Origin of the sequence: Levilactobacillus suantsaii (assembly GCF_004115745.1) — a bacterium.
In the GTDB taxonomy this organism is placed as follows: Bacteria; Bacillota; Bacilli; order Lactobacillales; family Lactobacillaceae; genus Levilactobacillus; species Levilactobacillus suantsaii.
Window position 1 is genome coordinate 143,654 of sequence record NZ_QXIL01000003.1, and the last position, 22,159, is coordinate 165,812.

The 22,159-nt window shown below is 50.5% G+C and carries 25 protein-coding genes and 1 tRNA gene; 10 read left to right on the plus strand and 16 right to left on the minus strand.

The features are described 5' to 3' along the window. Positions 1 to 136 precede the first annotated feature (136 nt). A complete protein-coding gene (locus DXH47_RS02715; RefSeq protein WP_129031546.1) occupies positions 137 to 853 on the plus strand; it encodes an HAD family hydrolase in 717 nt (238 codons plus the stop codon). Between the two features lie 71 nt (positions 854 to 924). Here DXH47_RS02715 and DXH47_RS02720 read toward each other — a convergent pair whose 3' ends face one another. The 3 genes from DXH47_RS02720 to DXH47_RS02730 all read right to left on the minus strand — a co-directional run bounded on the left by DXH47_RS02720 (position 925) and on the right by DXH47_RS02730 (position 3,084). Next, the gene (locus DXH47_RS02720; RefSeq protein WP_129031547.1) at positions 925 to 1,920 is read right to left on the minus strand and encodes a D-2-hydroxyacid dehydrogenase; all 996 of its coding nucleotides are present in this window, start codon (positions 1,918 to 1,920) and stop codon (positions 925 to 927) included. 146 nt (positions 1,921 to 2,066) lie between these two features. Continuing rightward, positions 2,067 to 2,342: a GIY-YIG nuclease family protein gene (locus tag DXH47_RS02725; protein WP_129031548.1), complete on the minus strand. Its 276-nt coding sequence runs from the start codon at positions 2,340 to 2,342 to the stop codon at positions 2,067 to 2,069. Then, on the minus strand, positions 2,332 to 3,084 hold the full coding sequence (locus DXH47_RS02730; protein WP_129031549.1) for a tRNA1(Val) (adenine(37)-N6)-methyltransferase: 753 nt from the start codon (positions 3,082 to 3,084) through the stop codon (positions 2,332 to 2,334). Before DXH47_RS02730 ends, DXH47_RS02725 begins: the two co-directional genes overlap by 11 nt. Positions 3,085 to 3,188: 104 nt before the next feature. Between DXH47_RS02730 and DXH47_RS02735 the strand changes: the two genes are divergently transcribed. Beyond that, a complete protein-coding gene (locus tag DXH47_RS02735) occupies positions 3,189 to 3,827 on the plus strand; it encodes a lysophospholipid acyltransferase family protein (RefSeq protein ID WP_129031550.1) in 639 nt (212 codons plus the stop codon). Between the two features lie 46 nt (positions 3,828 to 3,873). Here the strand turns inward: DXH47_RS02735 and DXH47_RS02740 are convergent, their stop codons facing one another. The 4 genes from DXH47_RS02740 to DXH47_RS02755 all read right to left on the minus strand — a co-directional run bounded on the left by DXH47_RS02740 (position 3,874) and on the right by DXH47_RS02755 (position 8,140). Further along, positions 3,874 to 5,670 carry an ABC transporter ATP-binding protein gene (locus DXH47_RS02740; protein WP_129031551.1) on the minus strand — a complete coding sequence of 599 codons (1,797 nt, stop codon included), beginning with the start codon at positions 5,668 to 5,670 and terminating at the stop codon, positions 3,874 to 3,876. Next, positions 5,660 to 7,420 (minus strand): ABC transporter ATP-binding protein, encoded by a 1,761-nt coding sequence (locus DXH47_RS02745; RefSeq protein WP_129031552.1) that lies wholly within the window; start codon positions 7,418 to 7,420, stop codon positions 5,660 to 5,662. Before DXH47_RS02745 ends, DXH47_RS02740 begins: the two co-directional genes overlap by 11 nt. A 136-nt stretch (positions 7,421 to 7,556) precedes the next feature. Further along, positions 7,557 to 7,793: a YneF family protein gene (locus tag DXH47_RS02750; RefSeq protein WP_129031553.1), complete on the minus strand. Its 237-nt coding sequence runs from the start codon at positions 7,791 to 7,793 to the stop codon at positions 7,557 to 7,559. Positions 7,794 to 7,891: 98 nt separating this feature from the next. After that, the gene (locus DXH47_RS02755; RefSeq protein WP_129031554.1) at positions 7,892 to 8,140 is read right to left on the minus strand and encodes a DUF896 domain-containing protein; all 249 of its coding nucleotides are present in this window, start codon (positions 8,138 to 8,140) and stop codon (positions 7,892 to 7,894) included. A gap of 184 nt (positions 8,141 to 8,324) precedes the next feature. On the opposite strand from DXH47_RS02755, the gene lexA reads away from it, so the two are divergent. Continuing rightward, a complete protein-coding gene (lexA, locus tag DXH47_RS02760) occupies positions 8,325 to 8,954 on the plus strand; it encodes a transcriptional repressor LexA (RefSeq protein ID WP_129031555.1) in 630 nt (209 codons plus the stop codon). A 71-nt stretch (positions 8,955 to 9,025) separates the two neighbouring features. Here the strand turns inward: lexA and DXH47_RS02765 are convergent, their stop codons facing one another. From DXH47_RS02765 to DXH47_RS02775, 3 genes are all read right to left on the minus strand, one after another. Next, positions 9,026 to 9,466, minus strand: a complete 441-nt coding sequence (locus tag DXH47_RS02765; protein WP_129031556.1) for a nucleoside 2-deoxyribosyltransferase — start codon at positions 9,464 to 9,466, stop codon at positions 9,026 to 9,028. Positions 9,467 to 9,599: 133 nt separating this feature from the next. Continuing rightward, positions 9,600 to 10,781, minus strand: a complete 1,182-nt coding sequence (locus DXH47_RS02770; RefSeq protein ID WP_129031557.1) for a hydroxymethylglutaryl-CoA synthase — start codon at positions 10,779 to 10,781, stop codon at positions 9,600 to 9,602. A gap of 144 nt (positions 10,782 to 10,925) precedes the next feature. Next, positions 10,926 to 11,792: a PPK2 family polyphosphate kinase gene (locus DXH47_RS02775; RefSeq protein ID WP_129031558.1), complete on the minus strand. Its 867-nt coding sequence runs from the start codon at positions 11,790 to 11,792 to the stop codon at positions 10,926 to 10,928. Positions 11,793 to 11,961: 169 nt separating this feature from the next. On the opposite strand from DXH47_RS02775, the gene DXH47_RS02780 reads away from it, so the two are divergent. The 4 genes from DXH47_RS02780 to DXH47_RS02795 all read left to right on the plus strand — a co-directional run bounded on the left by DXH47_RS02780 (position 11,962) and on the right by DXH47_RS02795 (position 13,959). Next, positions 11,962 to 12,624, plus strand: a complete 663-nt coding sequence (locus tag DXH47_RS02780) for a histidine phosphatase family protein (RefSeq protein ID WP_129031559.1) — start codon at positions 11,962 to 11,964, stop codon at positions 12,622 to 12,624. Positions 12,625 to 12,649: 25 nt separating this feature from the next. Next, positions 12,650 to 12,835: a PspC domain-containing protein gene (locus tag DXH47_RS02785; RefSeq protein ID WP_129031560.1), complete on the plus strand. Its 186-nt coding sequence runs from the start codon at positions 12,650 to 12,652 to the stop codon at positions 12,833 to 12,835. A gap of 135 nt (positions 12,836 to 12,970) precedes the next feature. Beyond that, the gene (locus DXH47_RS02790; RefSeq protein ID WP_129031561.1) at positions 12,971 to 13,423 is read left to right on the plus strand and encodes a MarR family winged helix-turn-helix transcriptional regulator; all 453 of its coding nucleotides are present in this window, start codon (positions 12,971 to 12,973) and stop codon (positions 13,421 to 13,423) included. Positions 13,424 to 13,440: 17 nt separating this feature from the next. Then, positions 13,441 to 13,959 carry a GNAT family N-acetyltransferase gene (locus tag DXH47_RS02795; RefSeq protein ID WP_129031562.1) on the plus strand — a complete coding sequence of 173 codons (519 nt, stop codon included), beginning with the start codon at positions 13,441 to 13,443 and terminating at the stop codon, positions 13,957 to 13,959. 65 nt (positions 13,960 to 14,024) lie between these two features. On the opposite strand, the gene gnd is transcribed toward DXH47_RS02795, so the two are convergent. After that, a complete protein-coding gene (gnd, locus tag DXH47_RS02800; RefSeq protein WP_129031563.1) occupies positions 14,025 to 14,927 on the minus strand; it encodes a phosphogluconate dehydrogenase (NAD(+)-dependent, decarboxylating) in 903 nt (300 codons plus the stop codon). A gap of 238 nt (positions 14,928 to 15,165) precedes the next feature. Between gnd and DXH47_RS02805 the strand changes: the two genes are divergently transcribed. After that, the gene (locus DXH47_RS02805) at positions 15,166 to 15,834 is read left to right on the plus strand and encodes a histidine phosphatase family protein (RefSeq protein ID WP_129031564.1); all 669 of its coding nucleotides are present in this window, start codon (positions 15,166 to 15,168) and stop codon (positions 15,832 to 15,834) included. Positions 15,835 to 15,900: 66 nt separating this feature from the next. Here the strand turns inward: DXH47_RS02805 and DXH47_RS02810 are convergent, their stop codons facing one another. Further along, the gene (locus tag DXH47_RS02810; RefSeq protein ID WP_129031565.1) at positions 15,901 to 16,605 is read right to left on the minus strand and encodes an MIP/aquaporin family protein; all 705 of its coding nucleotides are present in this window, start codon (positions 16,603 to 16,605) and stop codon (positions 15,901 to 15,903) included. Between the two features lie 397 nt (positions 16,606 to 17,002). On the opposite strand from DXH47_RS02810, the gene DXH47_RS02815 reads away from it, so the two are divergent. Both DXH47_RS02815 and DXH47_RS02820 read left to right on the plus strand, forming a co-directional pair. Continuing rightward, entirely contained in the window at positions 17,003 to 17,443 is a 441-nt protein-coding gene (locus DXH47_RS02815) for a hypothetical protein (RefSeq protein ID WP_129031566.1), read from the plus strand. Positions 17,444 to 18,100: 657 nt separating this feature from the next. Then, on the plus strand, positions 18,101 to 18,298 hold the full coding sequence (locus tag DXH47_RS02820) for a hypothetical protein (RefSeq protein WP_129031567.1): 198 nt from the start codon (positions 18,101 to 18,103) through the stop codon (positions 18,296 to 18,298). 269 nt (positions 18,299 to 18,567) lie between these two features. Here the strand turns inward: DXH47_RS02820 and DXH47_RS02825 are convergent. The 4 genes from DXH47_RS02825 to recJ all read right to left on the minus strand — a co-directional run bounded on the left by DXH47_RS02825 (position 18,568) and on the right by recJ (position 22,137). Next, positions 18,568 to 18,655, minus strand: a tRNA-Ser gene (locus DXH47_RS02825). Positions 18,656 to 18,718: 63 nt separating this feature from the next. Continuing rightward, positions 18,719 to 19,108, minus strand: a complete 390-nt coding sequence (locus tag DXH47_RS02830) for a TIR domain-containing protein (protein WP_129031568.1) — start codon at positions 19,106 to 19,108, stop codon at positions 18,719 to 18,721. A 171-nt stretch (positions 19,109 to 19,279) separates the two neighbouring features. Further along, on the minus strand, positions 19,280 to 19,798 hold the full coding sequence (locus DXH47_RS02835; RefSeq protein ID WP_129031569.1) for an adenine phosphoribosyltransferase: 519 nt from the start codon (positions 19,796 to 19,798) through the stop codon (positions 19,280 to 19,282). A 17-nt stretch (positions 19,799 to 19,815) separates the two neighbouring features. Then, positions 19,816 to 22,137 (minus strand): single-stranded-DNA-specific exonuclease RecJ, encoded by a 2,322-nt coding sequence (gene recJ / locus DXH47_RS02840; RefSeq protein WP_129031570.1) that lies wholly within the window; start codon positions 22,135 to 22,137, stop codon positions 19,816 to 19,818. Positions 22,138 to 22,159: the final 22 nt, after the last annotated feature.

Genomic DNA, 22,159 nt, shown 5'->3' on the forward strand with positions numbered 1-22,159 from the left:
GCGCATACGCACCGACAATTATTATACAAAACCCCCACCCTAAACACAAGGTAAAAGAATGAAAACTTTAGAAAAAATTGGCTTTCGCCTAGAGATATGATACACTGCTAGGGAACTTAGACAGGAGGAACTGCACATGATAAAAGCGGTCGTCTTTGATGTTGATGACACGCTCTATGACCAAAAGGCGCCGTTCGTCGCCGCCTTAGCACCCATCATTCAACTACCAACCAGCTTCGATTTGACCCGGACGTTTCAGGCGTACCGGCGGCAAAGTGGTCAACTGACCAAATCCTTTTTGAGCCGTAAAAATATAGCGGAGTGGGAGGTAACTCGCCTCAACACGGCCCTGCACGCACAGGACTTACCACCGGTAACGCCGGAAGCGGCGGCGGCCTTTCAGGACGCTTACACTCATAAACTCCAGCACATCGCACTTTTTCCAGGCTTAGCCACCGTCTTAAACCGACTCAAAGCCCAATATCAGCTGGGCATCATTACTAACGGTCAGACCGATTATCAATTGGCCAAGGTCATGCGCTTGCATATGCAACGTTGGATCGACCGGCAAACGATTCTGACTTCAGAAGAAGCCGGTGTCGCTAAACCGGATCCCCAAATCTTTACCATGATGAATCGACGCTTGAAATTGCGGGCGAGCGAAATCGTCTACGTGGGCGACTGCTACAGCCTGGATATCCGGGCCGCTAAGCAAGCCGGTTGGCAGGCTTTTTGGTTCAACCATCGCAACTTTGAGATTCCGGATGGGGATTGGACACCCGACCAAACCGTGGAAAGTCCAGCTGAGCTTCAGCAACTACTACTCGCGCTGACTGGCGTGGCTCAACTCTAATTGAAACCTAAAGCAGGTCAGGACCGTAACGGTTCTGACCTGCTTTTTTAGTTTATTGAGGAGTCGCCAAATTAAAACGTCACTTCATTATCCGCTTTACCAGTCTCAATCAATTGTCGATTATTATTCAACGCATACTGCACCATATTTTTAACGGCCGTCCGGGTGTAAAAGGCAATGTGGGGACTGACCAAAACGTTATCGCGCTTCATCAAGTTCTTCAAACGTTCGTCCGGAATGTTGTCGAAACTCCCGAAGTCCGTGTTGAAGATGCCAACTTCGTTTTCGTAAACGTCAAGAGCCGCACCGGCGACCTTGCCACTATCGAGCGCCGCAATCAGCGCATCCGTGTCGATCAAGGCCCCCCGGGCTGGGTTCAAGATCCACACACCATCCTTCATCTTCGCAAAGGCGTCCGCGTTCAACATCTTATTGTTGTCCTTGGTTGCCGGTGCGTGCAGGGAGATAACATCCGCTTGGGCGTACAACTCATCCAAGGTGTCCACGTAAATCCCCTGTTTTTCTAATTCCGGATTATGAAAAACATCGTAGGCAATCACCTTGGCCCCAAAACCTTGGTAAATCTTCAAAGCGGCGCGTCCGATCCGCCCCGTGGCCACGATACCGACGGTCATTGAATTCAATTCGTCGGCGATGTCTGGTGCCCACCGCAGGTCACCTTGGGCCTGCTTCCGGTCAAACGTTGGGGTCCGGCGCAATAGGCGCAGTAATTCCGTAACCGTAAATTCCGCAATGGCTGCTGGGGAATAGGCCGGAACGTTAGTGACCTTGAAGCCGTTGCGTTTCACGGCCTCGGCATCCACGTTATCGACCCCCACGTTTCGTAAGGACAGGTTCGTCACGCCATTAGCGGCGAGTTGGTCCAAAACAGCCGCGGTATAAGGTTTCTGTTGATAAACCACTGCTCCGTCATACCCTTTGGCTAAAGCCGCCGTTTCCTCGTCTAACAACGCTGAAACTGCCTTAACCTCGATTCCTTGGGCTTGCGACCACTGGTCTAAGTATGGTCGTTCGTCATCCCGGATTCCATAAGCAATAATTTTCACAGTCGTTTCCTCCTTAAGTAATTTGTCCTTCTATGTGTACCAATGGTTCGCTCCTATCTTACCACAACCGCTTCCAAACGACGCTATCTTCACCTGAACTAGATTGCATGCTAACCAAACATCCCCCACAATCAGCCATGGGGCACCTAACTTTCCAAAGTCACCCCGTGAGCCGCCAGGTATCGTAGTTTTCGTTGTCGCGACTGGTGTTTGAAGGCCCACTCTGCGTGCAAAGCCGCATGTTTCGTGGTAAAGGCTTCTTGGTACAAGACCCGTACCGGCCGGTGGGAACGGGTGTATTTGGCCCCTTTACCGGCCAAATGAGTGGCAAAGCGCTTCGCCACGTTGGTGGTAAAGCCACCGTAAAGCGACCGGTCTGCACATAATAACACGTAAAAATAGTAAGTTTGCTCAATCGCCATATAACAGTCGCCCCACTTCTGCGGTATACTCTCCCGCCGCCGTATACACTAGCAACGGCGCTAAGAATCGAAGACCGCCGGATTTGCCATCCTTGATGGCTTCAACTAAGACCATGTTGGCTTCCTTGCCTGGCTTGGGGTGAACGAGCCGAATCCGCTTGGGTGCCAGTCGGTGGGCTTGCATCAGTTGAAGCAGTTCTAACAGGCGGTCCGGACGATGCACAAAGTAGGCCTTCCCGTTCATCTTCAGTAGATCACTCGTGGTCGCGACCACCGTTTCTAGTGTGGTGGTGATTTCGTGGCGCGCAATGGCCAAATAGCGGTTCGGGTTCTTCTGACTATCCGGTGAATCCGCGAAGTACGGCGGGTTACAAGTCACCACGTCCGTTGAATCTTTGGGGATCCACTGTGTCACATCGGCCAAATCACCCTGGTAGACTGGCATCCGTGCCGTTAAGCCGTTCAGCGCTACACTGCGATTAGCCATATCGGCTAATCGCGGCTGAAGTTCCACCTCGCTAATGGTCCCCTTCGTTTTATGACTCATAAATAACCCCACGGCCCCGTTGCCGGCACACAGATCCACCGTGTGACTACTGGTTTTTAAGGGAAGCCGGGCAAAGTCCGCGAGGAGCACGGCGTCCAGTGAGAATGCAAACACGTCGGGACTTTGAATAATTTGAATGTCCTGACTATACAACTGGTCGACGCGTTCACCCGGACGTAAATTTGGTGCTGTCATTTAAACCCCTCATCCTTTCAAAACATGCGAGATCACTTGCAACGGCGCTCCTTTTTTTGCATACTAGATAAATAGAGTCGCGTTGCGAGAGGAGTGCGTCATACATGTTCTATTCGTTTTTACGCGGTCTGGTTCGCGTCTTACTAGCGATTGTTAACGGCCGCGCAACCTACCTACACCGTGAAGACTTACCAACTGGGCCCTATATCCTGGTGGGGCCACACCGAACCTGGTTTGACCCCGTCTACTTTGCACTGGGCGCCAGTCCCCGGAAATTTAGCTTCATGGCGAAGGAAGAGTTATTCCAAAATCCAATTTTACGATGGATTTTGCGTCATGCCAATGCTTTTCCGGTAAATCGTGATAATCCGGGACCATCGGTGATTAAAACGCCGGTCCGGACTCTGCGTCAGGGCGACCTGTCGCTCATCATTTTCCCGTCTGGTAGTCGGCATTCTGCCGAACTTAAAGGCGGGGCCGCCGTCATCGCCAAGATGGCGAAGGTGCCATTGATCCCAACCGTTTATCAGGGACCGTTAACGTTTAAGCAATTATTTTCCCGGCACCGCGTCACCATCGCTTACGGTAAACCCATTACCATCGATCGCAAGTTAAAGTTAGACGAGGCGGGGCAAGCGCAGATCGAGCAACAAATGCAGCAAGCCTTTGACCAACTCGACCAGGAAATCAACCCAAACTTCCACTACGTCGATGTAACGGGCAAAAAACACAAGCAAGAGTAATCAAAAACGACCGGAGAATCTTCCGGTCGTTTTTTTGTCATCACCATTACTGATGCGCGGCGTTTTGTAATTGAATCATGTCGTAGTAGTAGCCGTGTTGCTGCATCAGACTCGCGTTGGTCCCCCGCTCCACGATGCAGCCCTGATGTAAGACCAGGATCAAATCTGCGTTTTGGATGGTGGACAAGCGGTGTGCGATGGCGACGGTCGTTCGGTTTTCCTGGATACGACTCAAACCGGTCTGAATCATGGTCTCGGTCTCCGTATCTACGTTTGCCGTCGCCTCATCCAAAATCAAAATTTTAGGGTCGGTGACCACAGTTCGAGCAAAGGTAATCAGCTGTCGCTGTCCCGCCGAGTATTCGGTCCCCCGTTCCAGCACGGGCGTGGCGTACTTCTGCGGCAGGCGCTCAATAAAGTCATCGGCTTGGACGAACTTGGCGGCCTGTTCCACCTGGCTATCCGTAATCTGCGGGTTAAACATCCGGATATTACTCTGGATATCCCCGTAAAATAGTTGTGGCTCCTGCAACACTAAGCCCATCTTGGCCCGCAATTCAGCCGCTGGGTAATCCCGGATGTCCCGGTCATCAATGAGTACTTGCCCGCCTTGAAACTCGTAGAAGCGCATCAGTACGTTAATGGTCGAGGTCTTTCCCGACCCAGTTTCACCCACGAGGGCCACTGTCTGGCCGGGTTCCACCACGAACGACACGTCTTTTAACACCGGATGGTCCTGGTCGTAAGCGAAGGTCACGTGCCGAAATTCAACTTTACCGCGCGTAATCTTCGCGTTGGTGTCCGCGTTGGGATTTTGTGCTGGTGCCAGGGTCCGGTCATCGAGGATCCGCATGACCCGGGAACCAGCGACCATCCCGTTTTGAAAATCACTCAAACTATCCATCATTTGACTCATCGGACTATAAAAGTTGTTCAGGTAAGTGATGAACGCGTAGACGACCCCGGCAGCTACAATTTGGTGCATCCCGCGGAGGCCAAAGAGGCCCAAAACGACGACCGTACCTAACGCGTAAAACAGATTAATCATGGGGCTCAAGAGGAGCGAATTGGTCCGAATCATGGCCCGTCGCGTCCCGTAGTAGGCGCGATTGGTCTTTTCAAAGCCCTTCGACATCCGGTGTTCCTGGCGAAATTCTTGAATCACGGTAATCCCGGTAATGGCTTCACTGAGCTTCGTATTCAGCTCACTCAAGCGTTCCCGCATGCGGCGGTAGACTCGAGAACTGAAGCGTTGATAGTACCAAATCACCCAAAATAGAAACGGGATTAAGATTAACGTCGCCAAGGCCACGGTCCAATCGGTCGCCGCCATCGCGGCAAACGATGAAATCACGGCAAAAATCGCTAAAATCAACGTGTTCAGTAACGCCCAGAAATTGGAAAAGGTCATGGTATCGTTCATTAACCGCGATAGAATGGAGCCCCCTGGAGTTTGGTCAAAGTAGCGCATCCCCTTGCCGTGCAAATCGGCAAACATCTTGCGCCGGACACTTTCAAGCATGTACTCGGCACCCATGGTACTCGTGTAATTTTGCCAAAACTGGGTCACGGCTCGCATCACCATCCCCAAGAAATAGAGTCCGGCAAACAGCCACATAATGGCTAGCGTTGCGGAGCCGTTACGCAAATAACGGTCCATGTAGGTTTGCAGTAACCAGGGTAAGAGGACGTTGATACCACTGATAATGGCCGATAAAATCACCGACCCGATAAAGAACCACTTATACGGGGCGGCAAATTTCAGCAAGCGACCGATCACGGTCAGTTGCTCCTTGGTGGTCATACTGTGAGCCCACGCAGATTCATGCGCTTTAACGGCCATTGGACGTTCCTCCTTTCACCCGTGTTTCTAGTTGTTGTTCCGTAAACATCTCGGCGTACCAGCCCTGAGCCGCCATCAAGTCATCGTGGGTCCCCCGTTCAACAATGTGACCGTGGTCTAACACGATGATTTCATCAGCGTTCATCACTGAACTCAACCGGTGCGCCGAAATGATCGTGGTTTTATCGGCTCGTTCGGCGCGTAAGTTGGCCAAGATTTTGGTCTCGGTCTCCGCATCGACGGCGGATAAGGCATCGTCTAAAATCAGAAGTTCCGGATTGATCAATAAGGCCCGGGCAATCGCCAACCGCTGTCGTTGCCCTCCAGACAGAGAGATACCCTCTTCACCGACCTGGGTATCATACCCCTCCGGTAATTGGTCGATTTGATGGGCCAAATCACTCTTTTGAGCCGCCGCCACGACTTCGGCTTGAGTGGCGTTAGCCTTGGCGAAGCGAATATTTTCAAAGACCGTATCGGAAAATAAAAAACTTTCCTGCGGCACGTACCCGATAGCCGGTAGGTAGCTGTCGAGTGCGTAATCTTTGATTGGATGGCCACCGAATTTAATTTCACCGGTGTACTGGTCAAATTCCCGTAAAATCAGCTTCATAATGGTTGATTTTCCGGAACCGACCCGCCCAACGAGACCCAATGTGTGCCCCGCCGCCAGGTCAAAATCGATCTGATGCAAACTGGTCTGCGTGTCGTTGGGGTAATTAAAGGTCGCCACGTGATAATTCAGTGCCCCCCGTGGTCGGGTGGCAATCCCGTCCGTCCGGTCGATAATCTGACTCTTTTGGTCCAGAAGTTCCATGACCCGATCATAACTGGCATTGCCCCGTTCCATAGTATTGAAGAGCATCCCAACCGCAAACATTGGCCACACCATCATCGCCAGGTAGCTAATGAAAGAAACCAAATTTCCAATCGTAATGGTGCCGTGCAGCACAAAGAGGCCCCCTAAGACGATGGTCGCCACGTAAGAAATGGAAATAATCAGCGTGATGGCCGGGTCGAACAACGAATCGAGTCGGTTCACGTGCCGGTTGATGTCGATGGTCCGAGCGATCTGTTGATTATAGTCATCGACATCGGCCTGGTCCTGGCCCAAAGCCTTAATGCCCTTGATACCACTGATACTTTCCTGTGCCTTATTATTCAAGCGCGAAAAAGCCGCCTGGGATTGGCCAAACGCCCGGTGAATCTTTTGCCCCAAAATCCAGGAGACAATCGCCAGGAACGGGAATGGTACCACGGCCAATAACGTCAAACGCCAATTGATCAAGGCCATCATAGCGATCAACTTGGTGCCACCGGTAATGATGGCATCAGCAAACTGCAAGATCCCCCCACCGGCGACCCGTTGGACGGCTTCCAAGTCGTTAGTGGCGTGAGCCATCAAATCTCCGGTGCGGTAACGTTGATAAAAGGTCCGGTCCATGCGCATAAAGTGCTGAAAGAGCCGGTCCCGTAAAAGTTGTTCCAACCGAGCCGCCCCGCCCCAGATGGCCGTTCGCCACATGTACCGACTGCCATACTGGGCTAACGCTGCCCCTGCAACTAGGAGTAAGTCTACGGCCAGCAACGACCCCGTCATGGTACGGCCGTGAATACTATCGACCATGTTCCCGATGATGCGGGGAGGAATGATGGCAATAATGGCTGTTAAGAGCAGGCCGAGGACTCCAATCGTATAGCGCCGCCATTCTAGCCGAAAATACCACATTAGTTTTTTAAAGATTGTCAAGCGGCATCCCTCCTAAGATTAGAATTCAATTAAAATTATATGATGATGGCTCTCATAAGTCTAGCCAACACCCGTAAAAAGGCCATTAAAAAACTCATCGCCCAAAAGTGCTGGCGACGAGTCGGAAGTTGACCGCTTACTTCTTCTTATTGCTGTTACGAGCTTGCTGTTGCATGGCGGTCATCATCTGATGAAGTTTCCGTTGCGACGGCTTCTGTCCCATCTGTAACATCATGACCCGTAATTGGTCTTCGTTAATAGGCGGATTGTCTCTTAAATATTTTTCCATGTATTTGCGCGCCCCGTAGAAACCTGCTAAAGCACCGGCAAGCCCGACGACGATCACAATCAGAATCCAAATTCCAGTTGACAAGACATTTCCCTCCCTTATAAAAGCATTCACTATGTAATTCTACACAACCTGCGAACAAAATAAAAGAGTGAATCTCCAAAAAGACCCACTCTCGTTAGTTAATCGTCCCGTAAGCCCTTATCACGTTGAATGCGGCGAACTTTTTCGGGAGTAACTTCCTTCCCGTTCTTGTCGTAGACCTGCATCATTTCAACCTGACTCCGGAAGCTTTGGCGAAAGAGCTTCAAGTATTGTTGCCGTAAATCGGCACGCTCGGATTTCTCCGCTGCGGTCAGTCCCGTGGACTTGGCTTTGTGGGCCAATTCATTGATGCGCGCCAGCAACGGCGTCATCGCGTCTTCTGCCATGAAACACCCACGCTCCTTTCGTTTAAAGTACGTTATTTGAGTTAAGGTTTCAAAACATCCCTTATCATATCAGGGTTATTTTCAGAATTCAACTGATTTAGCCGAACATCTGTTTGAAAATGACCGCTAGCTATGCTAGAATTGGGGTAAATTCAACTATGACTGACGAACGAGGTGGTACACAATGACTAAAGCTTCTGAAAGTAAACAAATCGCCGTCTTACGGTTTATCTGGGAACGCGTTAACGAGAAGGGTTACCCACCGACCGTTCGTGAAATCGGCGAGGCCGTGGCGCTGTCGTCAACGTCCACGGTCCATGGCCACATCGCCCGCCTAGAAAAAAAGGGCTTCTTGATTAAAGACCCCACGAAACCCCGGGCCCTCGAAGTGACCCCCGCGGGCCTCGAGGAATTAGGCGTGCACGAACAACAAACGCAAATTCCTGTTTTGGGTACCGTCACTGCTGGGACCCCCATTCTAGCGGTCCAGGAAGCCACGGACTATTTCCCGGTTCCCCCAGAATTTGAAAACAGCGAAGATCAGCTCTTCATGCTGACTATCCGGGGCGAGAGTATGATCAACATCGGCATTTTGAATGGTGACCAAGTCATCGTTCGTCGCCAGCAAACCGCAGACAACGGCGATATTGTCATTGCCATGACCGAAGAAAATGAAGCCACGTGCAAGCGTTTCTTTAAGGAAGCTGACCACTACCGGCTCCAACCGGAAAACGACACTATGGCGCCCATCATCTTGAACCAGGTTACCGTCCTGGGTAAAGTCGTTGGCCTGTTCCGCGACGACGTTCACTAACTATCGTTCAACCAAAAGAGTCTGAGAAAATTTTCTCAGACTCTTTTTACGCTCTGTTTTTAATTAACACCTTAAATAACTTCACCTTCATACCGACTGACCGGTAACGTTTCAAAGTCATAAGTTGCCAGGTCTTCGGCTTGTGTCAGGTAAGACTGAGCCCCCTGGGCCAGCATCAAGTTAACGTTATTGTCCTTTTCGTGAAGCAAGACAATTGGTGTTTGGCTGTGGAAAGCGTACCCGATTTCAAAGGCCGTTCCAGAATCTACCTGGTCATCGACAAAATCTGCCAAGGCCACCACAACATCGGCCTGGTCGATCTGATCGATATCCATCTTAAAGGTCCGGTCGCACCATTCAGGCGTCCCCATGGTTACGTCCCGTAATTCGTTCAACCGAGGACTGAAGACCCGGCCCACCTTCGGGTTAGCAGCCAAAGCCTTTTCGGCGCGGCCAATGCGTTCGAGTTGCTCGTCATCAAAAAATGGTCCTGCTAAATAAATGTTGGTCACAATTAATCTCCTCGTTTTCTCTTAAGTGCTTTTTATTATAGCGAAAAAATTAACTTTTAGCGACTATTTTTTCTGAAATGTCCGTTATTTCTTATTAAATTCGTTATGCGGTTCGTCAGTGAGTTCGGCCCCACTAAGCTTCCATTCGGTGCCGATATTGACGCTGTTGATGTTGTCGTCCTGCCAAATAATACGGAGCCGAGTCAGCGCCCACCGCCAATTGGACGTCCTGGCCATTGTTCGGTAACTGTTGTTGGAACAGTTCCTCATATTCGGCCACACTCACCGCACGCCGGTCAGCCAATAACGTCGTCAGCGCGGCATCATCGAAGCCCCGTTGGTAGTCAGGCTGAAGAACGCCACTATAAAATTCACCTTCGGCACCGGAGCCGTAACTGAAACAGCCGATGCGATCACCAGCACGTAAATCCCCATGGCGCCACAACGATAAGAGACTTAGATATAACGACCCGGTATAGAGGTTACCGACATTGCGATTATCCAGTTGACTGGCCTCAAAGGCCGCCGTCAACTCTTGCTGGTGCGCCGCACTGGCTTCGGGGAGGACTTGGCGTAAGCCTTTCCGTCCCATTTTAGTAAAGGGTAAATGAAACGCCAGGGCCGCAAAATCCGCAATCGTTCGCCCCGTCTGCTGCTGATACGCCGTCCAGGTCTGCTTAAAGAAGTCTAAGTACACGTTAGTGGAGTACCGGCCGTCGACCAGGGCTTCGGTCCGATCCAACGGCCGCCAAAAGTCCATTACGTCGGCCGTATGGTAAGCACTCTGCGCATCTAACGCCATGATCTGCGGATCTGCGCTAACCAACATAGCCACGGCACCGCCACCCTGAGTCACTTCACCGGGCGTCCGCAAACCATAACGGGCGATGTCGGCCCCAATTACAAGCACTAAGGCGTCCGGGTGAGCCCGGACGTAATCGGCCGCTAGCTGTAAACCAGCGGTGGCCCCATAGCAGGCCTGTTTCAGTTCAATGGCCCGCGTATCCGCAGCTAGGTTTAATAGGTGCGCCAAATAGACCGCCGTGGCCTTCGAATTATCCACGCCAGATTCTGTCCCGAACAGTACCATTTTAATCCGGGAACGGTCTTCTGGCCGTAAAATCTGGGTTGCCGCGTTGGCTGCCATGGTCACGACATCTTGGGTCGGTGGAATCACCGCTTGTTTATCTTGGCCGATACCCACGTGATACTTCGCCGGATCTTCTCCCCGTGCAAGGGCTAAGTCCGTCATCTCTAAATACAACCGCGGGGTGTAAAACCCTACCCGATCAATTCCCACTTTTAGTTCGGACATCTCGTTCATTTCCTCCTTGCGTACGCAATCATTGAGAACAACTTTACCATTTTCAATGCTGTTTCGGCAAGGTACGAAAATTGTAGGTTACAACTAATAAGTTATTTAATGCTGTTAGACCGCTTTTTGCTAATTACAACCGTCTTAGACTTTACCCTTTTCTAACTTTTTTAGTACGTCCAACAACGCTTGGTGTTGAGCCGACGTCACCTGCGGATATTGGGGATTCAATTCTGCTAAATTGTCAGCCAAAATCGTCGCGACTAATAACCGGGCCGTGGGCTTATCGTCGGCCGGAATGATGTACCAGGGCTGCTTCTCCGTGGCTGTATGGGCCAACATCTGGGTATAAGCCGTCTGGTAATCATCCCAGTAACGCCGTTCCTTCAGGTCGGCCGGATCGAACTTCCAGTTTTTTTCCGGTAAGGCCAACCGTTTGGCCAATCGGCTCGTTTGCTCGTTTTTCGACAAGTGTAAAAAGAACTTGTAGGTGACAATTCCTTGATGGCGCAGGTATTGTTCATAATGGCGTAGATCCTTGTAACGCCGCTTAAAGAACTTAGCCGTCACGTCTTCTGCTTGGGTAATCCCTGGTAAATGTTGGCCGACCAAAATTTCCGGGTGCACCCGACTGATCAAGACGTCTTCGTACTGGGAACGATTGAAGATGGCAATTTTTCCTCGTTCGGGTAACGCTTGGTTCACCCGCCATAAAAAGTCGTGTTGCAAGTCGACCGAGGTCGGTTGCTTGAAACTTTCGACCTGCGTCCCCGACGGATTCAAACCACTAAAAACGTGGCGGATCAAACCATCCTTGCCGGCCGTATCCATTCCCTGTAGAATCACGACGACCCCGGTCTGCTTTTGGGCAAACAGCCGTCGTTGCAAATTCTGCAAGTCCGGTAGCGCCCCTTCCCGTTGCTCATCCGCTTTAGCGGCCACCTCATGTGTCGACCACTGTGCCAAATCTAACCCTGGTTGGCCAGTATACCGATACGCTGTTAAATCCATACCACCCATCTCCTTTGCTTCACCATACCATGTTTCGGCCGTCCATTAATCGCATTTCCTTTAGTAAAACGTCTTACGTCCGCACAATGCCAGCAAAACCTTAGCGTTCCAGTAACTGAGTTGCTATACTGAATGTGTACCCTAATGTCGATAAAGAGGAGTCTCAACTATGAAAAAAATTACCGCTTATTTTGTCCGTCACGGCCAAACCATGTTGAACCACTACAATAAGGTTCAGGGGTGGATCGATTCCCCTCTCACCGCTAAGGGACGGGCTGATGCTAAGCGCGCCGGGGAACAACTCAAAAATATCCCTTTTACCGCTGCTTACAGCAGTGACTCTGGCCGCGCCATTGAAACGGCCCATATCGCTCTCCGACAAAATCCTGCTAATATGAACATCGTCCAGTACCAGTACCCCGAATTCCGCGAACAATGCCACGGCTATTTTGAAGGCAACGATCTCAACCAGATGTGGCAGTTCGTTGGTGCGCAAGTCAAATTGACGTCAGAATCCGACGTATTGGGCACGTATGGTCTGGAGAAGGCTCGGGATTTGATTCACCAAGCCGACCTATACGGGGAAGCCGAAGACAACGCGATGTTTTGGAAACGGTTAGACCGCGGTTTCGATAAGCTCCGGGCCAATTCTAAAGACGGCGACGAAGTCCTGGTGGTCTCCCACGGGATGACGATTCGATCCATCATCGATCGTTACGCGCCCGACCTCGATACGGGAGTCGCAACCGCCAACGGGAGTATCACTAAATTAGAGATTACCGATGACGATATTCACGTTGACTTCTTCAACAAGTTAGATTTCCAATCCTAATCCCATTTGAAAGGGGGTCCCTTTGATGAAAAAAATTCACCGGTCTGCTAGCAACCGGTATTTGGCCGGTGTCGTGGGCGGACTCGCCCGCTATTTCGATTGGAACACGACTTTGGCCCGCGTGATCTTCGTAATACTGGCCCTAATGCCGGTCTTTCCCGGAATCTTGGTCTACCTGATCCTCTGGATGGTCATGGGCGACCCGGACTAACTAACAGGGCTGCATGATTCGTTACCTACCACGACGTCCAACTTGGACGTCGTTTTTTTAGCCGCTTTTTGATGTAAATACAACATTATTGTGGTAAACTACGCCTAGTTGATTTTTTGAAAGGTGATGATTTCCATGACCGATGTTCTCCGCGAAATTGGCATGATTGCTCGGGCACTCGATTCGATCAGTAACGTTGAATTCAAGCAATACCAGCTGACTAAGGGGCAGTACCTCTATGTGATTCGCATCGTCGAACACCCCGGCATCATTCAAGAAGACCTAGGCAAATTGATTCTTGTCGACCGCTCCACCGTGATTCGGGCCGTCCAAAAATTAGTTGATCAAGGCTTGGTCGTTAAACGACCGGATCTCACCAACCGTAAGATTCGTCGGCTCTACGCCACCCCAGCGGCCCAGCACATCTATCCGCGTTTGATTGCCGAAAACACTCATTCGACGCAGGTCGCCCTTACTGGCTTAACGCCCGCTGAGCAGCAGACCTTAGCGCAACTCTTACACCGTGCGCGTTTGAACGTCGTGACGGACTGGGAAGGTGTCAAACACGGTCATCCCCGTCATTACTAACAAAGGAGTTTTACCCCATGGCAACCAAACTGATTCATTGCACCCTAGCCGATTTACCTGCCCTACAAACCATCAGTCGCGACACCTTTACCGCGACCTTTGGCGCTCAAAACACCGCCGCCGATTTGGCCGCGTTTCTGGACACTGCTTACTCAACGTCCCAACTCACCCAGGAACTTGCTAATCCTCACTCCCTATTCTTCTTGTTGACTCAGGATGATGCCGTTGTCGGTTACTTGAAGCTCAATACCGGTCCAGCCCAAACAGAAGCCATGGGACCGAATTCCTTAGAGATTGAACGTATCTATCTCCGATCCGCTTTTCAGCATCAGGGGTTGGGTAAGCGGCTCTTTCAAGTGGCCTTAGACCAAGCGCACCGCTTGCAAAAGACCAAGCTGTGGTTGGGCGTGTGGGAACGCAACTTCAACGCTCAAGGGTTCTATCAGCGCTTAGGCTTTCACCAAGTCGGCGCCCATACCTTTACCGTGGGTAGCGACCCGCAGACCGACCTGCTTTACGCCAAGACCCTTGAGTAACCACAAAAAACGCGTCGACCACAATCGTGGCGACGCGTTTTATCATAATCTCATTTAAATGGGCACTAGGCCTTGTCGACCGCATGGCCACCGAAACCATTACGTAAAGCAGAAACCACTTTACCCGTAAAGGTATCGTCTTCCATGGACCGGTAACGCATCATCAAGGAAAGAGCGATGACTGGCGTTGGGACTTGTTGGTCTAAGGATTCTTGTAACGTCCACTTACCTTCACCAGAACTGTGCATCGTTCCGCGGATTTCGTCTAACTTGGCATCCTTAGCAAAGGCTTCTTCAGCCAATTCCATGAGCCATGACCGAACGACGGAGCCAGCGTTCCAAAGACGGGCTACGGCTTCGTTGTCATAGTCAAATTGGCTGTGTTCGAGCACGTCGAAGCCTTCACCGATGGCTTCCATCATCCCGTATTCGATCCCATTGTGGACCATCTTCAGGTAGTGACCAGAACCAGCGGCACCGGTGTATAAGTAACCGTCCTTTTGGGCGATACCTTCAAAGACCGGCTTCAAAGCGGCGTTAAAGGATTCCAAAGAAGTCCCACCGATCATGAAGTTCCCGTTGCTCCGGGCACCGGATTGGCCACCAGAAGTCCCACAGTCGAAGAAGTTGATGCCCTTGGCTTCAGCCTTTTCAGCATCTTCAACGGAGTTCTTCCAGAAGGAGTTCCCACCGTCGACGATGTAGTCACCCTTAGCTAACGTATCCGTTAACGTAGCGATCGTGCTTTCGGTTGGCTTACCAGCTGGTAACATCAACCAAACGATTTTTGGTGATGGGAGTTTGCTTAATAGGTCCTCCAAAGACGTGGCCGCTTCGGCACCAAATGAAGCTGCTTGGTCAACGAAGTCTTGGTTCAAATCAAAACCAACAACCTCGTGGTCGTGGTCCATCATGTTTTGGGCCAAGTTCAATCCCATTTTACCTAATCCAACTAATCCAATTTTCATTGTTAAATTCCCTTCCTTGATGAAAAGTCCTAATACCTTATACCTTTATCAAACAAGCACTATTATATGAAAAAGTTTTACACATTTCAAGCCTAAAATATGAAAAAAAGTTACATTTCGCAACTATTTTAGAAAATCCGACAATTAAACCGGTTTCAATCCGGGGACCGTTCAAAAAAAGCAAGCGAACCGTTATAATATGAGTAGCTAATTTTTATCGAGGAGGAATTCGTCACTCATGAAAACCATCACTGTCGATTTGGTCCGCCACGGTCAGACGTTGTTCAACATCTTAGACCGGTTGCAGGGCTGGTCGGATTCACCGTTGACCGCCGCCGGGTTAGAGACTGCCGATGCAACGGGCCAACGCCTGCAAGCCGTTCGTTACGACCACTACTACTCATCCGACTTGAAACGCGCCATCGATACCGCCCACCACGTTATCGCCGCCAACCAATTTAGTCACGCTGAACCCACCCAGTTACCAGACGTTCGGGAAGTCTACTTCGGTTCTTTCGAGGGCGCCGACAATGACTCGTCCTGGATCAAGGCGGCTCAGCCTCTGGGTCTACACACCCAAGCAGAGATTATTAAACAAGCCTCCTTCTCGGCAGCTAGAGACGCGATGCACGCCGCCGACCCACTACACCTATCCGAAGATGGCGCCACCTTCGAACACCGGGTAGACCGGGGCTTAAAGGCCCTCTTAGACCAAAGCCAAGACGGTCAACACCTGCTGGTGGTCACCCACAGCACTTACATCCGTTCTCTGGTCTTTCGGTTCGGCCCACAATTCGATCCGTTGACCGTCTTCCCCGGTAACGGCAGTGTCACCACATTACAACTTCAAAGCGCTACTACTCCCGCTGGCTTCCAAGCGAAAATCACGGCCTATAACCAACAATAATTTTGCAATAGTAAAGGGCTCCGCGACCAATAGATTCGGTCGTGAAGCCCCTTTTATCGTCATCTGCTATTTAATCAGTGTCTGGAGACCCGCGGCCAAGATACCGCCTAGCAGTGGCCCACACATGGGTACCCATGCGTAACTCCACTCCGCACTCCCCCGGTTCGGAACCGGTAAAATGCTGCAGGCCAACCGCGGCCCCCAGTCCCGAGCGGGATTAATGGCGAACCCGGTCGTCGTCCCGAGGCCCATCCCCACGACGGCAATCAGAGTCCCCACGATAAACGGTTTAACCCCTTGGGTGAAGTCCCCCAGGTTTAACAAAATGAAGATGAATGCCCAGGTCGCAATGGTTTCTGATAGGAAGTTGAAAAAGGGGCTCTTGATAGCCGGCCGGGTTGCAAAGATGGCCACGGAATTGCCGTTTTTAGCGGAAGTTGTCTTGAAGTGCGGCCGAAACTGGACGATTACCAGGGCTGCCCCCACAAAGGCCCCTAAGAACTGGCCGACTAGATACGGTACGACCTGGCCCCACGGAAAGTAACCAAAGAGCGCAAAGCCAATGGTTACCGCCGGGTTCAAATGGCCGTCTGAACCCAAGCTGCCTGCAACATAAACGCCCATGGTCACGGCTAAGCCCCAGGCTAAAGAGATAAACGTCCAATCGCTCCCGGTCCCATAGGTCTTCTTTAAGTTGACCCCGGCACACGCACCGGTTCCCAAAACAATCAAAATCAAGGTGCCAAAAAACTCACCAATAAATCCATCCACGTTGACCCACATCCTAAAATTTAGTTAAATTAACGAACTCTTTGGCTAGTGTAGCATAAATCAAAGATAAATATAGCGCTTTCTTTTAAAATTCACGGATCATTGGCTGCTTTTCCTGGTTGGATTATACAATTCAGACTACTCCTCAGCTGCTAACGCATTATTAATCATTTATTGGCCCAAAATTGAATGATTTTGACAAGATAGTTGTGCTAGAGTCCGAACCCTGCTAGGATAGGGTCAATCCAGAAGACAAAGTCGCCCTCCATCCGCGGGAGGGTGGCTTTTTTATGGGCCAAATCAATTGGCTCATCTCTGCTACGTTGCTGCCAAGTAGAAATGACGCTCCCCATGACCATGTTTATTTTCCTCATTCACTTTAAGGAGATGTGCCAGCATGAAAAGACTCATCACCAATCTAGCACTAGTTACAGCTTCGAGCTTTACTTTGCTAGTTGGTCTCACTAGCCCCAGTCAAGCGTCTTCCTGGCATAAAGGGACTCCTAAGGCCTTACGTGGCGACTATTCCTACAACACCTTACGCGATGCCTATGACCACATTGGTTGGATTTCATTTAAAAAGAACACCTACTCTGTGTCCGACCCTTATCCCCTTGGCCATAACTTAGACATTAAGCAAGTACACTACAAAAAGATTGGCCAGTACTATCGCCTAAAGGGAAAAACGTCGCCCATGAAACTGATTCTAAAGGAAACCTACACGGCAGATCAGGTCTTTTACAAACAAGGTAAGCGGCTTAAAAACGTCAGCTACAAAATATTTAAAGCCAAGCGATTTACCCACTACAAAGGATATATCGGTTACTTTTCACCCTAAGTTAAGGCTTAAAATTAAAATCGCTCAAAGGCTTCAGTCATCACTCAATCAGGAACCGATTAACTTTGTCTTCGAATCATAAACTTCATAACATAATAAAATTATTGCTATGTGACGCTTGGCGTTTTATTAGCAAATTATTACTGACAATTCCCCCATAGAATCGATCAAAAAAGTCGTCCCCAGCATTCGGACGACTTTTTTGACTGGTTCTCACTAAATTACTGGCAACATGCTTATTTCCAATGACACCATTTACATTTCGGATAGTGATTGCTTTTGGCCCAGTTCGTACTTACATACTTCTTTGGATGGCGTCTAGCACGATTTAGCCCCCGGCAATGCTTACCATGATGTGCCTTGTGCCCATAATTGACAGCAATCACAACGTTTCGACTAATTGCATTAGCTGTTATCGCCGGTGCCGCAATTTCGCCAACCCCAGCAAAAGTCACCGCAATCAGACCAGATACCAATAACCTTTTCACCATAATTTTCCCCCAAAGCGTCATATTATATTATATTGCAAACTTAATTTTAGCAAATTTGTATAAATTTAAAAAGTAATTTCTGGTATAAATATTTTAATGGTCATGGTTCTTGCTTTTAGCAGACTGAATAACGTAAAATCAACTTATCAAAGGAGGAGAACATAACATGAAATTTGGCTACAGAACCCCTAGTTTCAAGAAGTCTTTAAGTGCCCGGACGACTGGCCGACTCAAGCGGGAAGCCCGCAGCACCATCGACCCAACCTACGGTAAAAAGGGCATGGGCTGGCTCAAAGATCCCGAAAAGGCAGCCTACAATAAGGTCTACCACAAAACGACTAAATCCCTATTTAAGTGGTGGTAAACTAGGATAACCCTTATTTACAAAACACGAATAAGCCACGTTCTCCTGAAGTAAGGCGGCGTGGTTTTCTTTTACAGTGCTTTTCAAAAGTAGTTAACCTGTCACAAAATCGCGACATTACCTCCTAAATCGAGCCTGATTTTGCGCAAAATTTGCGCAAAATGACTTGATCTTTTCACATTTTTTAGCTTTTTTTCACAAACAAAAGCCCGCCAAATATTAATCTGGCGGGTTCCTTGTTTTATAAAATTCACTAATTTGTGACAATAAGGAGAGTACAGGATTTGAACCTGCGCGCCGGTATTAGCCGGTTCGCCGGATTTCGAGTCCGGTGCATTACCACTCTGCCAACTCTCCATTACTTAATCTATTCTACCAATAATGAATATAAATGCAAGGCTTGTTTGAAAATTCTTTTTATTATTGCGTTAACCCCAACGGGTCAAATGGTGGTACCCAGACCGAATCCGTAGCTAGCAGCGCCATCGGAGCAATGTTAGGCGTATCCAATTTAGTGGCTAACAGCCGTTTATCCCGTTGGGTCGCCTGACTAATTTCCCAATCGGCCCATTGCGATTGCCACGTCTCACGACTGATCATCACCAATAGACGCTGGCTCGCCTTTAAATCAGCTTTGAATTGCCGCCTTAAGCGGGCAGCCTGGTGCGTCTCAAACGCCACGTTAGGCCGCTGATTATGAAATTTTAGGGTGGGGAAATCCCAATGACGACCCGCCCACTGCGTTAATTGCCGTTGAAAGGACTGGGCTAGCGGGTCATCAGCTTGATAACTAATGACTAATTGACTCACAATAATGCCTCCGTTCTTGATTTAACTGGCATTATACGCGGTGAATGTGACAACTCTGTGGCGATTCTGTGTATCCCCGATTAAACTAGTTTACAAAATGAAAAAGTGCGCCTGCGGGTAAACTCCCCAGACGCACTTTACGGTTACCGATGTAAAAATCGGTAGTTGGTTTTAATAAGTCATTAAACTAAAGACATCGTACCCCTGCAACTGGTCGCGACCATGCAGGTCCTTGAGTTCAATCAAGAAAGCCGTGCCGACCACGATACCGCCAAGGTCTTCGACCAGCTTAATCGTGGCCCCAATCGTGCCCCCCGTGGCCAGCAAATCGTCCGTCACCAAGACCCGTTGGCCGGGTTTGATGGCGTCTTGATGCAGGTAAAGCGATGAGGTGCCGTATTCGAGATTGTAGCTCGCCTTGACCGTAGCTCGGGGCAACTTGCCCTCTTTGCGGGCCGGGGCAAAGCCGACGTTCAGTTCATAAGCGACCGGGCACCCAACGATAAACCCACGGGCTTCGGGGCCTACGATCATTTCAACGCCCTTGTCCTTGGCGTACTGCACGATTTGATCAGTCGCCGCGTGAAACGCTTCCCCGTCAGCCATCAGCGGGGAGATGTCGCGGAAGACGACCCCCTTTTCCGGATAATCGGGAACACTTGCAATGTACTTCGTAAAATCAATGGCCATTTTAAAAATTAGCTCCTTTATTTTAAGTCGATAAGTCTCTGGAGACGCTGCGTTAACGCCGCTGAGGGACAAAATAGTAAGTCTTGTTCGGTCTGCATCTGCTGCAACCGTAATTGATAACTCGGGGCCGTCGTCAAATCCTTGTGGGCCGGTTGGGCCACCGCATCCATGATGCCATGGCTAATGGAAATGAACCCACATTCAAAGAAGACCTGAATCATAAAGACTAACTGTGTCCGCGGAATTTGGATAAACGTGCTAAGTTGCGCCAATTGATGACTCACGTCTACGTGTTGGTGTGTTGTAACGAACTTAAATAGTTTAGCATACTCAGCGCGTGATGGCATGCCTAAACGTGAAAGACTTTCTTTCTTGTATAAATAAGCCGTGATTTTAGTCGGTTTCAACTGGGTCAAGGCCGTCGTCAAATCGGTAGTCAGATCCGGACAATCCACCACGTACAGCGCTTGGTCGGCTGCTAACGGGGTTAAGTCTTGGCCCGTGTACAACACCGCTGTAGCATCTGAGGGTAATTGTTGGGCCAGTTGCCGATAAACGTTATCGTGAAAGAATAGGTAGGTCCCTGGGGCTTGGAACATGGCTTGATGGAGTTGGGTCGTCCGTAACGTCACGACCGCGGGGGACGTGGTCTGCAAATCTTTGACCATGACCTGAAGGGAGTGCCGCCCCTGCCACACGTTATCTTCCAAAGTTCCTAATACGGCTACGTTTTGTGCGGCGCCTAAGTCGGCCGCTTGGTCCCCCGCCCCAAATTGAATGGCATTTAACCGGGTCGTTCCCGTCTGCAACTGGAATTTCAAGTGGTCCTGGGTCTTACCAATGGCTTTGACCTGGGTCACCGCTTCCGGTTCAAAGGTAAACAGTGGTTGCGGGTTATCCGTCCCGAATGGGGCCAACTGGAGCAAATCATGGTACAAATCCATCGTGGCTTCTGGAACGGGTAACGTGGCCGCCACGGTGACATCGCTCGGTCCTTGGGCGGCTAAATCTTGAGCCACGGCTTCGGCATCTAAGGCGTCTGCCAGCGCGTCTAGATTGTCCGCTGGGACCGTTAAGCCCACGGCCATGTGATGACCCCCAAAGGCCGTCATCAGGTCACGATGGCCGTCTAACGCCGCAAAGAGGTTAAACGCGGCCACACTTCGGCCGGATCCCTTGGCATGACCATCTTCCGCGACGTTTAACACCAACGTCGGCTTGCCGGTTTGTTCGACGACCTTACTAGCCACGATTCCCAACACCCCTTCGTGCCAGTCGTGACCGCTGATAATCAAGGCCTGCCGATGCTGATGGTGCTCATCTGCCGCTTGGGCCAGGGCCGCGGTACTAATGTCAGCCACTAACTGTTGGCGTTTACGGTTCTCAGTCTCGGTCTGTTGGGCTAACTGTTGAGCCACGTTTTCGTCTAACGTTGTGAGCAGTTCCACAGCGGGGGTCGCATCCTCCATCCGCCCCAAAGCGTTTAGGCGCGGGGCGATGCCAAAACCAATCGACTGTTCCGTAATCGTCGCCGGATCAATTCCCGCCGTTTTCAACAAGGCTTGAATCCCCGGCCGGTCGTCTTGGCGTAACAGGGCCAGACCAAAGTAGACCAAGACCCGATTTTCGTCGACTAGCGGGACCAAGTCGGCGACCGTACCGATAGCGGCCAAATCCAGGACGTCTTGCGGAATCTCGTCGCGTAAAGCTTGAGCGACCTTAAAGGCCACCCCGGCTCCCGATAGGCCGCCAAAGGGGTATTCAGCTCCCGGATAACGGGGATGAATAATGGCGTAAGCATCCGGTAACTTCTCTGGCAACTCGTGATGGTCGGTCACCACTACGTCTACGCCGGCCTCGTTAGCCGCCGCAATCGCGTCGTTACCCGCGACCCCGTTGTCCACCGTTACGAAGAGTTGCGTCCCTGCGGCAATCAACTTCTTGAACGCCGCCACGTTGGGACCATAACCGTCTGTGAACCGGTTAGGAATATAATAGTTCACCTTGGCACCTAATGCGCTTAAGGTCTCATACATGATGGCCGTACTGGTGACCCCATCGGCATCGTAATCTCCGTAGATGGTAATCTGCTGGTCGTCAGAAACGGCCTGCTCGATGCGGTCCATCCCCTTTTGCATATCATGGAGCAGCAACGCATCGTGCAGTTGTTCCGGTCCAGGATGGAGAAACGCTTGGGCCGCCTCCGCCGTCTTGAACCCCCGGTTATATAAGATTTGTGCCACAATTGGTGAGACCCGGGTCGCGTGGGCCAGGTCCTGGGCCGCCGACGTGGGTTGGTCGACGTGGTGATTATTCCAATGGTATTGGGCCGTGATCATTCCCGTCATCCTTTCTAAAAAG

What these genes read in the sequence shown, in the direction of transcription:
- DXH47_RS02770 (WP_129031557.1), bottom strand. Translation starts at nt 10,781, where the DNA reads ATGTCCGAACTAAAAGTGGGAATTGATCGGGTAGGGTTTTACACCCCG.
- recJ (WP_129031570.1), bottom strand. Translation starts at nt 22,137, where the DNA reads ATGATCACGGCCCAATACCATTGGAATAATCACCACGTCGACCAACCC.
- lexA (WP_129031555.1), top strand. Translation starts at nt 8,325, where the DNA reads ATGACTAAAGCTTCTGAAAGTAAACAAATCGCCGTCTTACGGTTTATC.
- DXH47_RS02835 (WP_129031569.1), bottom strand. Translation starts at nt 19,798, where the DNA reads ATGGCCATTGATTTTACGAAGTACATTGCAAGTGTTCCCGATTATCCG.
- DXH47_RS02780 (WP_129031559.1), top strand. Translation starts at nt 11,962, where the DNA reads ATGAAAAAAATTACCGCTTATTTTGTCCGTCACGGCCAAACCATGTTG.
- DXH47_RS02735 (WP_129031550.1), top strand. Translation starts at nt 3,189, where the DNA reads ATGTTCTATTCGTTTTTACGCGGTCTGGTTCGCGTCTTACTAGCGATT.
- DXH47_RS02805 (WP_129031564.1), top strand. Translation starts at nt 15,166, where the DNA reads ATGAAAACCATCACTGTCGATTTGGTCCGCCACGGTCAGACGTTGTTC.
- gnd (WP_129031563.1), bottom strand. Translation starts at nt 14,927, where the DNA reads ATGAAAATTGGATTAGTTGGATTAGGTAAAATGGGATTGAACTTGGCC.
- DXH47_RS02785 (WP_129031560.1), top strand. Translation starts at nt 12,650, where the DNA reads ATGAAAAAAATTCACCGGTCTGCTAGCAACCGGTATTTGGCCGGTGTC.
- DXH47_RS02790 (WP_129031561.1), top strand. Translation starts at nt 12,971, where the DNA reads ATGACCGATGTTCTCCGCGAAATTGGCATGATTGCTCGGGCACTCGAT.
- DXH47_RS02795 (WP_129031562.1), top strand. Translation starts at nt 13,441, where the DNA reads ATGGCAACCAAACTGATTCATTGCACCCTAGCCGATTTACCTGCCCTA.
- DXH47_RS02725 (WP_129031548.1), bottom strand. Translation starts at nt 2,342, where the DNA reads ATGGCGATTGAGCAAACTTACTATTTTTACGTGTTATTATGTGCAGAC.
- DXH47_RS02715 (WP_129031546.1), top strand. Translation starts at nt 137, where the DNA reads ATGATAAAAGCGGTCGTCTTTGATGTTGATGACACGCTCTATGACCAA.
- DXH47_RS02755 (WP_129031554.1), bottom strand. Translation starts at nt 8,140, where the DNA reads ATGGCAGAAGACGCGATGACGCCGTTGCTGGCGCGCATCAATGAATTG.
- DXH47_RS02815 (WP_129031566.1), top strand. Translation starts at nt 17,003, where the DNA reads ATGAAAAGACTCATCACCAATCTAGCACTAGTTACAGCTTCGAGCTTT.
- DXH47_RS02730 (WP_129031549.1), bottom strand. Translation starts at nt 3,084, where the DNA reads ATGACAGCACCAAATTTACGTCCGGGTGAACGCGTCGACCAGTTGTAT.
- DXH47_RS02740 (WP_129031551.1), bottom strand. Translation starts at nt 5,670, where the DNA reads ATGGCCGTTAAAGCGCATGAATCTGCGTGGGCTCACAGTATGACCACC.
- DXH47_RS02820 (WP_129031567.1), top strand. Translation starts at nt 18,101, where the DNA reads ATGAAATTTGGCTACAGAACCCCTAGTTTCAAGAAGTCTTTAAGTGCC.
- DXH47_RS02775 (WP_129031558.1), bottom strand. Translation starts at nt 11,792, where the DNA reads ATGGATTTAACAGCGTATCGGTATACTGGCCAACCAGGGTTAGATTTG.